This is a genomic window from Streptomyces sp. NPDC046925 (assembly GCF_040644915.1).
Classification (GTDB): Bacteria; Actinomycetota; Actinomycetes; order Streptomycetales; family Streptomycetaceae; genus Streptomyces.
Genome location: NZ_JBEYWZ010000014.1, coordinates 20081 through 34786, shown reverse-complemented (window position 1 = coordinate 34786; position 14706 = coordinate 20081). Strand labels below are relative to the sequence as shown.

Annotated in this window: 14 protein-coding genes; 7 read left to right on the top strand and 7 right to left on the bottom strand. The window is 72.8% G+C overall.

Annotated elements, in window-relative coordinates:
- Window positions 1–13 precede the first annotated feature (13 nt).
- From ABZ906_RS37660 to ABZ906_RS37645, 4 genes are all read left to right on the top strand, one after another.
- Window positions 14–814, top strand: coding sequence for an SDR family oxidoreductase (locus ABZ906_RS37660; protein ID WP_361390464.1), 801 nt, complete (start codon window positions 14–16; stop codon window positions 812–814).
- A gap of 75 nt (window positions 815–889) precedes the next feature.
- Window positions 890–1243, top strand: coding sequence for a DUF3311 domain-containing protein (locus ABZ906_RS37655; RefSeq protein WP_361390462.1), 354 nt, complete (start codon window positions 890–892; stop codon window positions 1241–1243).
- Window positions 1240–2766, top strand: coding sequence for a sodium:solute symporter family protein (locus ABZ906_RS37650; protein WP_361390460.1), 1527 nt, complete (start codon window positions 1240–1242; stop codon window positions 2764–2766). Before ABZ906_RS37655 ends, ABZ906_RS37650 begins: the two co-directional genes overlap by 4 nt.
- A complete protein-coding gene (locus tag ABZ906_RS37645; RefSeq protein ID WP_361390458.1) occupies window positions 2763–5093 on the top strand; it encodes a penicillin acylase family protein in 2331 nt (776 codons plus the stop codon). Before ABZ906_RS37650 ends, ABZ906_RS37645 begins: the two co-directional genes overlap by 4 nt.
- Here ABZ906_RS37645 and ABZ906_RS37640 read toward each other — a convergent pair.
- The 4 genes from ABZ906_RS37640 to ABZ906_RS37625 all read right to left on the bottom strand — a co-directional run bounded on the left by ABZ906_RS37640 (window position 5063) and on the right by ABZ906_RS37625 (window position 9979).
- The gene (locus tag ABZ906_RS37640; RefSeq protein ID WP_361390456.1) at window positions 5063–6142 is read right to left on the bottom strand and encodes a DUF917 domain-containing protein; all 1080 of its coding nucleotides are present in this window, start codon (window positions 6140–6142) and stop codon (window positions 5063–5065) included. The genes ABZ906_RS37645 and ABZ906_RS37640 overlap by 31 nt on opposite strands.
- On the bottom strand, window positions 6135–7724 hold the full coding sequence (locus tag ABZ906_RS37635; RefSeq protein WP_361390454.1) for a hydantoinase/oxoprolinase family protein: 1590 nt from the start codon (window positions 7722–7724) through the stop codon (window positions 6135–6137). Before ABZ906_RS37635 ends, ABZ906_RS37640 begins: the two co-directional genes overlap by 8 nt.
- A gap of 261 nt (window positions 7725–7985) precedes the next feature.
- Window positions 7986–9374 (bottom strand): NAD(P)/FAD-dependent oxidoreductase, encoded by a 1389-nt coding sequence (locus ABZ906_RS37630; protein ID WP_361199929.1) that lies wholly within the window; start codon window positions 9372–9374, stop codon window positions 7986–7988.
- A 212-nt stretch (window positions 9375–9586) separates the two neighbouring features.
- Window positions 9587–9979, bottom strand: coding sequence for a VOC family protein (locus ABZ906_RS37625; protein ID WP_361199932.1), 393 nt, complete (start codon window positions 9977–9979; stop codon window positions 9587–9589).
- 93 nt (window positions 9980–10072) lie between these two features.
- Between ABZ906_RS37625 and ABZ906_RS37620 the strand changes: the two genes are divergently transcribed.
- A complete protein-coding gene (locus ABZ906_RS37620) occupies window positions 10073–10624 on the top strand; it encodes a GNAT family N-acetyltransferase (RefSeq protein WP_361390452.1) in 552 nt (183 codons plus the stop codon).
- A 45-nt stretch (window positions 10625–10669) separates the two neighbouring features.
- On the opposite strand, the gene ABZ906_RS37615 is transcribed toward ABZ906_RS37620, so the two are convergent.
- The 3 genes from ABZ906_RS37615 to ABZ906_RS37605 all read right to left on the bottom strand — a co-directional run bounded on the left by ABZ906_RS37615 (window position 10670) and on the right by ABZ906_RS37605 (window position 12343).
- A complete protein-coding gene (locus ABZ906_RS37615) occupies window positions 10670–11353 on the bottom strand; it encodes a glycerophosphodiester phosphodiesterase family protein (RefSeq protein WP_361199937.1) in 684 nt (227 codons plus the stop codon).
- A gap of 76 nt (window positions 11354–11429) precedes the next feature.
- Window positions 11430–11564, bottom strand: coding sequence for a hypothetical protein (locus ABZ906_RS37610; protein WP_361199940.1), 135 nt, complete (start codon window positions 11562–11564; stop codon window positions 11430–11432).
- 77 nt (window positions 11565–11641) lie between these two features.
- The gene (locus tag ABZ906_RS37605) at window positions 11642–12343 is read right to left on the bottom strand and encodes a PadR family transcriptional regulator (RefSeq protein ID WP_361390450.1); all 702 of its coding nucleotides are present in this window, start codon (window positions 12341–12343) and stop codon (window positions 11642–11644) included.
- Window positions 12344–12422: 79 nt separating this feature from the next.
- Between ABZ906_RS37605 and ABZ906_RS37600 the strand changes: the two genes are divergently transcribed.
- The gene (locus tag ABZ906_RS37600; RefSeq protein ID WP_361390448.1) at window positions 12423–13952 is read left to right on the top strand and encodes a phosphatase PAP2 family protein; all 1530 of its coding nucleotides are present in this window, start codon (window positions 12423–12425) and stop codon (window positions 13950–13952) included.
- Between the two features lie 66 nt (window positions 13953–14018).
- Window positions 14019–14702: a M23 family metallopeptidase gene (locus ABZ906_RS37595; protein WP_361199948.1), complete on the top strand. Its 684-nt coding sequence runs from the start codon at window positions 14019–14021 to the stop codon at window positions 14700–14702.
- Window positions 14703–14706 lie beyond the last annotated feature (4 nt).

Sequence of the window (14706 nt, the reverse complement as noted above, 5' to 3'; positions counted from 1 at the left end):
GAGGCAGCACACCATGGACTACGGCAATCTGTTCCGGCTCGACGGGCGCCGCGTCGCGGTCGTCGGGGGTGCGAGCGGCATCGGGCGTGAGGCAGCCCGCGCGCTGGCCGCCCAGGGCGCGCACGTCATCGTCGCCGACCGGGACCCGGAAGGGGCCGCCGAGACGGTGGCGCTCGCGGCGGGGGAGGGCCGCACGGCGGCCCCGGGCACCGGTACGGCAGTCGGCCACACCCTGGACGTCCTGGACCCCGAGGCCGTCCGGGCCGCCGTCGCCGCATGGGGGGCGCTCGACGGGCTCGTCGTCACCGTCGGGGCCAACGTCCGCAAGCGCATCGCCGACTACGGCCTCGACGAGTTCGACCGCGTCATCGCGCTGAACCTGCGCTCCTACCTCACGCTCATCCAGGCCGTCGCCCCCGGCATGGCCGAGCGCGGCCGGGGAAGCGTGGTCGGCTTCGCCTCCATGCGGGCCTTCCAGGTGGAGCCGGGGCAGGGGCCGTACGCCGCGTCCAAGGCGGGCCTCGTCCAGTTGCTGCGGACCGCCGCCGCGGAATGGGGGCCGCAGGGCGTGCGGTTCAACGCGGTCGCGCCCGGCGTCGTCCGTACCCCGCTCACCGATCAGATCGCCGCCGACCCCGAGTGGTTCGACGCCTATGCCCGGGCCTCCGCACTGAAGCGGTGGGCGCGCGCCGACGAACTCGCCGGTGCCGTCGCCTATCTAGTGTCGGACGCGTCCACCTTCGTCACCGGCACCGTGCTGAGCGTCGACGGCGGCTGGACCGCGGTCGACGGCCGGTACGACCCCTCCGTCTGAACGGCCACGCCCCCTCCGCGCGATCCGCCACGCCCCTCCGTGTCACCCCCTCCCGCCCCCAAGGAGCCCCGCCCCATGCCCCCCACAGCCGACGACAGCGGCGAGCAGAGTCCACCGGACCCCGCCGCCTCGCCCCTGGACGGCCTCCCCACCCTCCGAGGCGCGGCCCGCCCCTCCCTCTGGCTGCTCCTCGTCCCCGTCCTGCTCTACGGCGCCGCCCCGTTCGTGGCCAACCGCATCGAGCCGCGCGTCCTGGGCGTCCCCTTCCTGCTCGCCTGGGTCATCGCCGCCACGGTGATCAGCCCCCTGGTCATCTGGCTCGCCGCCCGGCTCGACCCGGCCTACCGCACGAACGCCGTCGAGCCCATCCCGGCGGACGACCTCGCCGACGACCTGCCGGGCGCCGACACCGAAGGAGGCCGCCGATGAACGGCTCAGCAGCCGTCGCGACCACCATCTTCGGGCTCGCGATGGTCGCCACCATCGGCATCGGCCTGTGGAGCGCCCGCGGCCGGTCCAAGGGCCTGGCCGAATGGTCCGTGTCCAGCCGCGGACTCGGCGTCCTGTTCATCTGGCTGCTCATGGCGGGCGAGACGTACACGAGCTTCTCGTTCCTCGGCACCGCGGGCTGGTCCTACTCCTTCGGCGCGCCGATCCTCTACCTGGTCGCCTACCTGACCGTCGGCTTCGCCGTCGCGTACGTCGTCGGCCCCGCCCTGTGGACGTACGCGAGCCGGCACAGCCTCATCTCCATCGCGGACATCGCCGAATTCCGCTTCCGTTCACGCCCGGTGGGGATTCTCGTGGCCGTCGTCGCGACGGTCTTCATCGTCCCCTACATCCAGGTGCAGATTCAGGGCATGGGCGTCGTCGTGAACGCGATGACGTACGGCAGCGTCGATCTCAAGGTCGCCGCCGTCATCTCCTTCGTCGTGGCCGAGGTGTTCATCCTCGTCTCCGGTCTTCGCGGTTCGGCGTGGGTGAGCGCGCTCAAGGACATGCTGGTGATCGTCGCCGTGGTGTTCCTCGCGGTCTATATCCCGGCGCACTACCTCGGCGGTGTCAGCGACTTCATGCAGCGCATGGTGACCGAGAAGCCCGAGTGGCTGACCTTCCCCGGCCATGAGTCCGGCGGGCGCAACGCCATGTGGTTCCTGAGCACCGTGGTGCTCAACGCCGTGACGATCACCATCTTCCCGACCACTGTCGCCGGCTACCTCAGCGCGAAGAGCCCCAACGCGCTGCGCCGCAACGCGCTGCTCCTGCCCTGGTACCAACTGCTCCTGTTCGTCCCGATGGTGGTCGGCGCGACGGCGCTGTTCGTGATGCCGACCCTGGGCAACCCCGACCTGGCCCTCTTCAGCCTCGTCACCGACTCGCTGCCCTCACCCGTCGTCGCGCTGATCGGCGTCGCGGGCGCGCTTTCGGCGATCGTGCCGATGAGCGTCTTCATGCTCTCCATCGGCACGCTGTGGGGCCGCACGATTCTCGGCGGCGGCAACGGCGCCGATCCGCGGGCGCGCAGCCGTGTGCCGGGGAAGGGGAAGCCGGGCGACGCCGACGACATGCGCACCAAGCGGCTCTCCCAACTGGTCTGCGTCATCGCCGGGTTGATCGCCCTCGGAGGCAGCCTCTTCTACCCCAACACCCTCGTGGAGCTCTCCGTCCTGTCGTACGAGGGCCTGGCGCAACTCGTGCCCGTCGTGCTGCTCGCCCTGTTCTGGCGGCGGCTGACCGCGCGGGCCGCCGTCGCGGGCATGCTCACCGGGCTCGCGGTGATGACCGCGCTGTGGGCCACCGACAACGACCCGTACCACGGGGTGAACGGCGGCATCATCGCGCTCGCCGCCAACCTCGTCGTGCTGCTGGCGGTCGTCGCTCTCGCGCCGGGTCCCGGACCGGCCGTACCCCGCGAGGACGCGGCACGAGCCGCTGCGAAGGAGACCCGATGACAGGCAGCGACGTCTTCGAGGTGCCGGGCCTGCGGGAACCGGTGGAGATCCGCGTCGACCGGTGGGGCGTCCCGCATCTGTACGCGGCGTCGCAGGACGACCTCTTCCTGGCCCAGGGCTTCAACGCCGCCCGCGACCGCCTCTTCCAGCTGGATCTCTGGCGGCGCCGCGGCCTCGGCCTGCTCGCCGAGGTGCTGGGGGAGCGGTACGCCGAACACGACCGCGCGGCACGGCTGTTCCTCTACCGCGGGGACATGGCCGAGGAGTGGCGCGCGTACGGCGACGACACGGAACGCGTGACGACGGCGTTCGTCCACGGCATCAACGCGTACGTGAAGCTGTGCCGCGCGGACGCGACGCGGCTCCCGCCCGAATTCGCCCTCCTTGCGTACGAGCCCTCGTACTGGCAGCCCTCCGACGTGGCCCGCATCCGCAGCCACGGCCTGCAGTACAACCTCCGTGACGAGGTCGCGCGCGCCCTCACCCTGCGCGAGCACGGCCCGGACGCGGAGGACCTGCGCCGCCGCCGCGAGCCCGCCCCGCACCGCCTTCGCGTCCCCGAGGGGCTCGACCTGTGCGTCATCCCGTCCGACGTCCTGCGCGTGTACGAGATGGCCACCACGCCCCCGTGGGCGGCGGGCGAGGCGCCCCGCCAGGGCCTGGACGGCTCCAACAACTGGGTCATCGCCCCGTCCCGTACGGCCACGGGGCGCCCGCTCCTGGCCAACGACCCGCACCGCGGGATCGCCCTGCCCGCGCTGCGCTACCTCGCGCACCTCTCGGCGCCGGGCATCGACGTCATCGGAGCGGGCGAACCGGCCCTGCCCGGCATCTCCATCGGCCACAACGGCCGCGTCGCCTTCGGCCTGACGATCTTCCCGATCGACCAGGAGGACCTGTACGTCTACCGCACGAACCCGGCGAACCCGCACGAGTACTGGTACGAGAACCGCTGGGAGCCGATGACGCGCGTCACGGAGTCGATCCCGGTGCGCGGCGGCGAGGCGGTCCGGGCGGACCTGTGGTTCACGCGCCACGGCCCGGTGATCCGCGAACTGCCCGACCGGAACGCCGCGTTCGCGGTCCGCGCGGCCTGGCTCGGCCCCGGTATGGCCCCCTACCTGGGCAGCATGGACTACATGCGGGCGGCGGACCCCGACGCGTTCGTCACGGCGATGCGCCGCTGGGGAGCACCCGGCGAGAACCAGGTCTACGCGTCCCCCGACGGCACGATCGGCTGGCGCCCCGCCGGCCGCGTCCCCGTGCGCCCCGGCTGGGACGGCACCCTGCCCGTACCGGGCGACGGGCGTTACGAATGGGACGGCTTCCTGGACGTGGAAGAACTCCCCTCGGTGCGCGACCCGTCCGAGGGATGGTTCGCCACGGCCAACCAACTGAACCTGCCGCCCGCGTACCCGAACGCGCAAAAGACCGTCACGTACGACTGGTACGCGCCCACCCGCCACGAACGCATCACGGAGGAGCTTGGCGCCCGCACGGACTGGACGGTCGAGGACTGCGTCCGCCTGCAGACGGACTACGTGAGCCTGCCGGGACGGCGGGTGCAGCGGCTCCTTGCCGGCCTTGAGGGGCAGGGTGCGAGTGCCACCGCCCTCGCTCTCCTCCGTGACTGGGACGCCCGTCTCACCCCCGACTCTCCGGCCGCCGCGCTCTTCGAGGTCTGGTACCGGCGCCACCTGCGGCCCGCCCTGCTGGCGCGCGCCCTCGAGGGGATCGTGGGGGAGGGGCAGCGGGACCTGGCCCTGGCACGGGTCCTTCCCGTGGAGGACGCGGCGGCGGACGCCCGCGTCGACCTGGAGCTCCTTGAGGGCGACCCGGATCCCGCGCTGCTGCTCGGGACGCTCGAAGCGGCCGTCGGCGAGCTCACCGGGCTCCTGGGAGCCGACCCGGCCGCCTGGTCCTGGGGCGCCCTGCACCACGCCCGCCCGCACCACCCCATCGCCGCCCTGCTCGACGGACCCGCCCCGGAATGGGCCTCCGTGGGCCCCGCCCCGCGCGGCGGCAGCGGGGACACCGTGGGCGCCGCCGCCTACGGACCGGGGTTCCGGCAGACCGCGGGGGCCACCTTCCGGATCGTGGTGGACGTCGGCTCCTGGGACGACTCCGTGGCGATGAACTCACCGGGACAGTCCGGCGTTCCGGGCAGCCCGCACTACGACGACCTGTTCGCGAGCTGGGCCGCCGACGGTTCCTTCCCGCTCCTCTACTCCCGTGACGCGGTGGAGAAGCACACGCGGCGGACGATCACTCTGCGACCGCCCGCCGCGGCGCGGGATCACGGGTCCGCAGAGCCGAAGGGCAGATAGTCCACCTCGTACCCGAAGCAGCGGGGACCGGCGAGCGCGAGCCCGGCCGGGGTGATCCAGCGCGGATCGCAGCGGGCGGCGAAGACGCTCACGCGCAGCCCGTAGCGCAGCCCCTCCGTGGTCACCGGGTCACCGGTCTCGCTGTCCAGGACACAGATCAGGTCGGGCGTGGTCGCGACGGTCACCCCGTCGCGGGTGGCGAGCAAGTGCTCGTTCTGGAAGCCGAGTTCGACCGCCCGGCCCGCGTCGTCCTGCGTCCCCTCGATGCGGGCGCGCCCGCGCGCGAAGCCGCCCTCCGTGCGGCGGACCACGTCGACCACCTTGCCCGTCAGGAGCGGGATGCCCCGGAGCATGTCGCGCGCCGCCGCCACCGGATCGCCGTGCGCGGCGCGCGCCTCGCGCACCGCCGCGCCGAGCCGCCCGGCGAGCGTCAGCGTCGCGGGCACCAGACCGTCGGCGAGCTGGTCGCCGCGCAGCACGGTGTCCGCGCAACTGATCTGGCAGCCCAGCTCCACGCACACCGCGCGCGCGATCCGCTCGGCCGCGTGGTTGTCGACGGCCTCGACGACGACCGTGTTGCCCTTGTCGTCGGCAAGCGCCATCGGCGAGATGGTGATCCCGGCGAGGCCCGGCAGCACCATCTGCGCCTCGGGGAACGCCCGCCCCATCGCGTCCCCGTCCACGAGAGGAAGCCCGGTCCGCGCGGCGCACGCGATCGGCAGCATCGAGTTGACCCCGCCGACCTCAAGCGGTGTCAGATGCGTGGCGCGGCGCCCGATGTGTCTCTCCAGGGCCCGCAGCGCCGCCAGATCCTCCCGGCCGTTGGGCACGCGTTCCAGGAGGACGGTGGGCGCGCCCATGCCCGATACGGGGACGACGGTCGCGTCGGCGCCGACCTCGTCGATGCGGACGAGCCGTACGGGCCCGTGCGCGCGGATCGCCTCACGGGCGAGCAGTTTGCCGATGTACGGATCGCCGCCGCCGCCCGTGCCGAGGATGCCCGAGCCGCGGGCGATGTCGTCGAGATTGCCGAGGGTGATCTCACGCATCGCCGACCGCCACGGCCCCGCGCCAGGAGGTGCCGGAGCGGCCCGCGACGCGCTCCAGGTCGAGATCCCCCACCGCCTTGACGCGGATGCGTGTCGCACCGCCGGGCAGATAGGCGAGCGGCACCTCCTCGACGTCCACGACGCGGACGCTGCCGGGGAGCGCCCCGGCGTCCAGGGCACGCCCGACGGCCTCGTCACGGGCCCCGGCGAGCACCGTGTCCCTGCGCCCGTCGGGGACGCGGAAGACCCGGTCGACCTCCCCGCCGACCTGAGCGATCGCCGCGCCCACCGCGTTGGCCACGTCGAAGTGCGCGGGCCTTCGCACATCGGCGAAGCCGGGTAAGGGCTCGGGCACCAGGACGGAGCCGCCGCCGACCGCGACCACCGGAAGGGCCGCCGCCGAGGTCCGCATCCGGTCCACGCCCTCGGCAAGACGCACGGCGACACGCTCCAGGGCCCGCTCGGTGAACTCCGCGTCCAGATGGGCGACACGGGCGCTGTCGCCGATGTCCGCCCGGCCCGCAGCCACCGCCAGATCCGTCGCCGTCAACCGTGTGCCGCCGAAGACGAGAGCATCCCGGGTGAGCCGGTGGCCGACCGACCGCGGGCCCGTACCGCCGCCGCCCGACACCAGGGACCCGCCGCCGATGCCGAGCGAAAGCACGTCGGGCGTACGGAAGTTGACCCGGATGCCCGCGGCCTGGCTCTCGCCCGCCGCCTCGCGCGGAAACCCCCCGGCGAGGATGCCGATGTCGGAGGTGGTGCCGCCCACGTCGAGGACCGCGCAGTCCCCGAGCCCGGAGAGCAGGGCCGCGCCGCGCATCGAGTTGGTGGACCCCGAGGCGAACGTCGCGACGGGGCACGTACGCGCGAAGTCGACGTCCATCAGCGTCCCGTCGTTCTGCGAGAGGAAGAACGGCGCCGTGAGCGACATCTCGGCCAGCGCCTTCCCGAACGACTCGACGATGACGGTGGCCAGATCCCGCAGCGAGGCGTTGATGATCGTGGCGTTCTCGCGCGCGAGAAGACCGACCCGGCCGAGATCGTGCGAGAGCGAGAGGTGCACGCCCTCACCGAGCTCGGCCCGCAGTATCTCCGCGGCGAGCCGTTCGTCGGTCTCCGCGACCGGCGAGAACACCGACGACACGGCGACCGACGTGAGCCCGCGCGCGGTGATGTCGGCCGCCGTGCGCTTGAGCTCCTCCGGGTCGAGCGGCGAGAGCGGCCGCCCGTCGAACTCGCGCCCGCCGTGGCAGAGATAGCCGTGCCCGGCGACGGCGGCCCGCTGCCGGGCGGGCCAGTCCGCCATGGGCGGCAGGGCGGCGGTGGCGGGAAGGCCGAGACGTACGGCTGCCACGGGGGTCAGCCGGGCGCCCTCGACGAGGGCGTTGAGGAAGTGGGTGGTGCCGATCATCACCGCGGTGACGGATTCGACCGGCGGGTCCAGGGACCGGACCGCGGCGGTGATGCCGGAGGTGATGTCGGGCGTGGTCGGTGACTTGGCGGCCGCGAGCACGCGGTCGTCGTACCCGATCAGGACGGCGTCGGTGTTGGTGCCCCCGACGTCGATGCCGATACGCATGGTGGTGGAGCCCTTCGTGTGGCGACGGGTGATGCGTAGTACGGAGGTGACGCACGCCGCGATCAACCAGGCGGCGGACGGCGCCTTTGGAGGGCGTCCCCCGGCCTTCCGACGGCGGCATCGACCATTCAGACCTGCCGGAAGCCGAAGAGGCGCCAGTTTTCGCCACTGCCTCCGCCGGCCCGTCACGACCGGCAGCCCGTACCAGGGTGGCTCAGGCCACCCCGATGCGGGCTGCTCGGTCGTTCCTTCTTGCCGGTGTCAGGGGAACAGCGGCTTCTCCGGCGCCATCGACCGCTTCGCCACCTCGGTCGTCACCCGCGCCTGGATCTCCTCGGGCGAGAGATAGACGTCCGTCATCTCGAAGTCCCTCAGTGTGGCGGGCCGTTGCGACTGGAACCCGGTCCGTACGTAGTCGTCGCCGGCGAGCGCGTTGAGCCCCCAGTTGGCGGCCGTGCGGAAACGCGCGGTGACGGTGCGCAGCGCCCCCAGGTGGTAGCCCCGCGCGACGATCTGCGCGGGCAGGCCGCTCAGCTGCACGCCCATCGGCTTCGACACGGCCTCGATGCCGCCGAGGTCGACGACCAGGCCCATGTCCTTGTGCCGGTAGTCGCGCAGGGGCGTGCCCCGCAGGGCCGCGGTGACGTTCTTCGCGGCGGCCCAGCCCTGCCGCATCGCGTGCTGCGCGGTCGGCGGGCACATCGCGTCTCCGCCCTTGACGAGGTCGGGGACGGCCGCCGCGTCGCCGAGCGCGAACACCCCGTCCAGGCCCGGCACCGTCAGATCCGGCCGCACGACCAGGCGGCCCTTGTTGGTCTCGGCGCCCAGCGTCGCGATGAGCGGGCTCGGCGCGACACCGGCGGTCCAGATCAGCGTCCGGCAGGGCAGCGTGCGCCCGTCGGTGAGGGTGACGGTGTCCTCGGTGGCCTTCTCCACCGTGACCCCGAGCGACACATGGATCCCGCGCCGTCGCACGATGTCCAGGGCCTTCTCGCCGAGCCGGTCGCCCAGCTCGGGCATCAGCTTCGGCGCGACATCGACGAGATGCCAGTTGATCTGCGAAGGGTCGAGCCCCGGATACCGCTTGGTGGCGGCACTCGTCAGGCGGTGCAGATACGCCGCCGTCTCCGTACCCGCGTAGCCGCCTCCGACGACCACGAACTGCAGCCGGGACTCCCGCTCGGCCCGGTCGGAGCTGGCCGCCGCCAGGCTCAGCTGCGAGATCACGTGGTCACGGATCCAGGCGGCCTCGGCCAGCGTCTTGACGCCCACGGCGTACCGGTCGACGCCGGGGATGTCGAACTGCCGGGTCACGCTGCCCGGGGTCAGGACCAGGTAGTCGTAGCGCTCCACGACCTCCTCGCCGTTGATCTTCCGTACGATCACGACCTTCGCGTGCGGATCCACCCCGATGGCCCCGCCCGGCACGATCGCCGTCCGGCGCAGCATGCGCCGCAGCGGCACCGCGACCGACTGCGGGGTGAGCACGCCGGACGCGACATGGGGCAGCAGCGGCAGATACAGCTGATGGTCCGTCGGGCTGATCAGCCGCAATTCGGCGTCCTGCGCCTTGAGCGTCCGCTCCAGCTTGTGCGCGCACTCCATACCGGCGAAGCCACCGCCGATGATCAGAATCCGGGGACGTTGCATAAGAGATCGCTCCAGGGTTGGGCTCGCCCGAGCCAGGCGAGCGTGGCGACGACGAAGGCCCGGACACGCGGGTCCTCCTGGGCGAAGGGTCCGGTTCATCCTCCGACGGCGGGCGGCCCGGCGCACCTCGGATGCGCCGGGCGGGGAACCCGGGTACCCCCGATCCGCCGAGTCAGCCGCCGTGGTCCCGGTGCGTCCCTCCGGCGGTGCTCTCAGATGCCGGGCCGGTAGCGGATGGGGTGGTCCTCCGGCACCTCGACGATGACGATCTTGACGCCGTCCGGGTCGGCGATCCACATCTCGATCAGGCCCCAGGGCTCCTTCAGCGGCTCCCGCACCACCTCCACGCCTCGCGCCACGAGGTCCGCGTGCGCCGCCCGCGCGTCCGCCACCTGGAGCCACAGCTGGAGGCCGGGCGAGGGGGGAGTGTCCGAGCGGCCGGAGACCTCCAGGAAGCCGCCGCCGAGGAAGTAGACCGTGCCGCGTTCGGGGCCCGTGCCGAACTCCCGGTAGACGCCGAGCCCCAGTGCCTCGCCGTAGAACGCGCGGGAGCGCTCGGGGTCGGTGGGACGGAGAAGGATCCTGCCGCTCAGTACATGCACCATGCAGCCGCACCTTAGTGGGGGGATACGCTCGGCGGTGCCCCGCCCACGCCGCGCCGGACAGCGGCGGGCCAGAGAGATCGGAGACCCCGCCCCATGGACACCGCACCGCGCCTCGGCGCGAACGACGTGACCTTCCGTTCCGCCACCGAAGCGGACGTCGACGTGCTCGTCCCGCTCATCGAGTCGGCGTACCGCGGCGACTCCAGCCGGGCGGGATGGACCACGGAGGCGGACATTCTCCAGGGGCAGCGGACCGACCCGCGGGGTGTGCTCGACGTCATCGAGTCGCCGGTCAGCAAGCTGCTCACGGTCGAGCGGGCCGGTGAGATCGTCGCCTGCTGCCAGCTCGAACACCGTGGCGAGCACGCCTACTTCGGGATGTTCGCGGTGAGCCCGGCGCTCCAGGGCGCGGGCCTGGGCAAGGTGATCATGGCCGAGGCCGAGCGGACCGCCCGGGAGGCGTGGGGCGTGCGGGAGATGCACATGACCGTGATCTCCGTACGGGAGGACCTCATCGCCTGGTACGAGCGGCGCGGCTACCGCCGTACGGGAAAGATGACGCCCTTCCCGTACGGCGACGAGCGCTTCGGTATTCCGCAGCGGGACGACCTGCAGTTCGAGCTGCTCGTCAAGACCCTCGGCTGAGCGCGGCGGCGACAGACGGAGTCGACGGACGGAGGCGGCGAGCGGTCAGGCCGTGAAGCGGCCCGTCCGCTTGATCTCCGGGTAGTCCGTGGTCGCCCCGTCCAGTTGCAGCGCGCGCACGAGGCGCAGATCGTCCTGCGAGTTCACGACCCAGCCGATGATCCGCAGGTCGGCCTTCTTGGCACGCTCGACGATCTCCTGGGTCAGCCGCCGGATGTTCAGCACGAGGGTGGTGGCGCCGACCGCCGTGGCGCGCTCCACGACGTCGGTGCCGTAGCGGCTCGCGACGAGCGCGGTGCGCACGCCGGGGACGAGGCGGGAGATCTCCGCGATCGCCTCGTCGTGGAAGGAGATCACCTCGACCCGGCCGACCAGATCGCGCCGGTGCATCACCTCGGCGAGGGCACGGGCGGCGGCCACGTCCTTGATCTCGGCCTGAAGGGGTGCCTGCACGGCGTCGAGGACCTCTTCGAACACGGGGATCCGCTCGCCGCGCCCCGCGTCGAGCTCCCGCAGCTCGGCCAGGGTCTTCTCGGCGATCGGTCCTTTGCCGTCGGTCGTACGGGACACGTCGGCATCGTGCATGACGACCAGGGCGCCGTCCTTGCTCAGATGCAGATCGAGCTCGATGAGATCGAGGCCCGCGGCTTGCGCGGCGATGAAGGACCGGAGGGTGTTCTCGGGTTCGACACCCATGACCCCGCGGTGACCGATGGTGAGGAAGTTCAAGGTTCACTCGCTTCCGTCGACGGCGGCTCGGTGGCCGCGGGGCGAGGACAGGGGTGCCACGCGGCAATGTCGCAGCCTAACGGCCCGCTTCCGCGAAGGAACCGTCCGTACGCGGGTGCCAGGAAGAATCGGAGTCGTCCGCTCTGGTCCCCACGATGCCGAGCAGAAGCCCGGTGATGACGGCGGCGGCAAGGACGGCACGGGTGCTCACAGGGGCACTGCTCCATACGGCGGGGTCGGCTGACCCCGCCCGTCCTACCGTTGAGCGGCCCCGCACCGCGAGCCACGTCACCCGTGGGTGGGCGAGTCCCCGGGAGGTTGACCGGGGGGTTGAGCGGGGGATGCCGAGCCGGTGGTTCCGGCGTGGTCGCCGTCCGTCCGCGCCGCCGGTTCCGCGAGCTCCGCGAGGTCGGCGAGCATCGCCTCGGCCAGTTCGATCTCCGCTTCGAGACGCCGTCGGCTCCAGCGCAGGGCGATCTGGGGATGCGTCCACGCCTCCTGGCCGTCCGCGCGGGCGAGCGCGTCGTGAATCTCCTTCAGTTCGCCCCGCGTGTGCGCGATGTGCTCGGTCACCAGGGCCCGCAGATGGCCGGGCGCCGCGAGATGCCCCAGCCAGACCCGCAGGAGCAGCGGGTGCTTCAGGACGGGCGGGCCCGCGTCCCGGACGCCCGCCGCCCATCCGACGAGCGCGGCACGGCCGTCGGCGGTGATGGCGTACGACCGTTTCGCGCGGGGCTCCTCGGGTCCCGAGCGCCGTGACGTGGCGTACCCGAGCGCTTCGAGGCGGCGCAGTTCGGCGTAGATCTGGCTGATGGCGGGCGACCAGTAGAAGTGGCGGAGCGACGCGTCCGCCCACTTCTTCAGCTCGTACCCGGTGCGTTCGCCGGGAAAGGAGAGCAGGCCGAGCACCGCCCACGCCGTCGGCGGCAGTTCGGCCGAGCGCTGCGGCGGGACGGGATGCCTGGGCGAGGTGGGGTCGGGAGCTGCCATATGACTGATTGAAGTGAACGTCACAGTGCCGGCGCAAGATGTGTGCGATGCGGACGGCATGCGGGGGTATAGGGGCTTCATGAGTGATCTCCAGGACCAGGGACCGCACATCCGCAAGCTGCTCGGTGCCACCGACCGCCTCGCGTTCCACCGCGTGGCCGTCCGCTCCTGGCCGGCCGCGGAGCCGGTCCTGCCGCGGCTGAGCCGCAGCGCCGACCACGGCCTGCTGTGGTTCGGCATCGCCGCGGGCATGTGGGCGTTCGGCGGTGCGCGCGGCAGGCGTGCGGCGGTGCGCGGCATCGCGTCCCTGGCGCTCGCCTCGGGCACGGTCAACACCCTGGGCAAGAGGGCGGTGCGCCGCTCGCGGCCGGTCCTCGACGCGGTGCCGGTGATACGGCATCTCTCCCACCAGCCCATCACCAGCTCCTTCCCCTCGGGGCACGCGGCTTCGGCGGCGGCCTTCGCCACGGGAGTCGCCCTGGAGTCGCGGGGGATGGGCGCGGCCGTGGCCCCGGTCGCGGCGTCGGTCGCCTTCTCCCGCGTGTACACCGGCGTGCACTACCCCAGCGATGTCCTGGTCGGCGCCGCCCTCGGCGCGGGCGCCGCCTACGCGGTGCGCGGCCTGGTGCCCTCCAGGGCGCAGCTGCCACCGCCCGCACGCCCCCGCACGGACGCGCCCGCGCTGCCCGACGGCGAGGGCCTTGTCGTGGTCGTCAACCCCTCCTCCGGGGCGCAGCCGCAAATCATCGACCCCGTCCGGCAGTTGAAGACCGCCCTGCCCCGCGCGGAGGTGATCCTCTACGAGCAGGAGGCGGGGCCGCTGCCCAAGGTCCTGGAGGAAGCGGCCAGGGACGCGGCCCGGCGCGGCGGCGTCTTCGGCGTGTGCGGGGGAGACGGCACGGTGAACGCCGCCGTGACACCGGCCCTGAAGTTCGATGTGCCGCTGATGGTGCTGCCCGGCGGGACGTTCAACCACTTCGCCGCCGACCTCGGCGTCGACACGGTCGCGGACGCCTGCGTCGCCCTCGCCACCGGCAGCGCCGTACGGGCCGACGTCGGCCGGGTGAAGCCGCTCGCCGGGATCGGCCCGGACGGACGGACGTACTCCGAGCCGGTGTACTTCCTGAACACGTTCAGCCTCGGCGCCTACCCCGAACTCGTCCGCATCAGGGAGGAGTGGTCCCCGAAGATCGGCGGACCGCCCGCCGCCCTGCTCGGCGTCGCCCAGATCCTGCACACCGGCAAGCCGCTGCGCGCGGTGGTGAACGGCAAGGCCAGGGACATGTGGCTGCTCTTCGCGGGCAACGGCGCCTATCGCAGCACCGGCATCGCCCCGGTGCGCAGGCACGACCTGGCCGACGGGCTGCTCGACGTCCGTATCGCGAGCGGGGGCAAGTTCGCGCGCAGCCGCCTGCTCGCCGCGGCCCTTGCCGGACAGCTGGCCAAGACCCGGCTCTACGCGTCGGCCAAGGCGCAGCGCCTGGTCATCTCGGGCCTGCCGGAGGGCACCCAGATGGCATACGACGGCGAACTCGCCCCCGCGCCCGCCTCGCTGCTCCTGGACAAGCTCCCCGAGGCGCTCACGGTGTACCGGCCGACCCTCGACTGACCCGGCGGCCCGGGGCCCGGGCACGGAGGGTGTACGCGGGGTGTTACGCCAAGCGGAGCATTCGGCGTGCGCGTCCGGGCCGTCGCCACTGTGCTGGCCCTCATGGGCCACGACATAGACAGCCCGCGTGAAGCGGGCACCACACGACGTGACGTGCTGAGCGTCGCCGCGGGTCTCATGGCAGGCGGCGCCCTCACGGTGGCGGGACCCGCGGCGCACGCCGCCGCGGAGTCCGACGGCGGCTGCGGCGTCGGCTACGACGCGGAGTTCGAGGAAGCCCTCGCCGAGGGGGACGAGGCAGTTCCGGAGAGCCGCGCGCTCGCCCCGGAGAAGCCCCGCCGAAGATTCACCCTTCCGCTGCGCAAGCGCTACCGCGTGAGCGCCCGCTACGGCGTACGCGGCGACTGGGCCGCCGGGCACCACACCGGCATCGACCTCGCCGTCCCCAAGGGCACCGCGGTGCACGCCGTCGGCGCGGGCACCGTCGTCCTCGCGCGGTGGTCGGGGGCGTACGGCAAGGCGGTGACGGTGCGGATGCGGGACGGGCACTACGCCGTGTACGCGCACCTCTCCCGTATCTCGGTGCGCCGGGGGGCGCGCATAGGCACCGGCGACCGGCTCGGCAGGAGCGGGGCCACGGGCCGTGCCACGGGGCCCCATCTCCACCTGGAGATCCGGTCCCGGCGCGGCTACGGGTCCGACATCAACCCGGTCCGCTACCTCGCCAAGCGCGGGGCCCGGCTGCTGTGAGGCC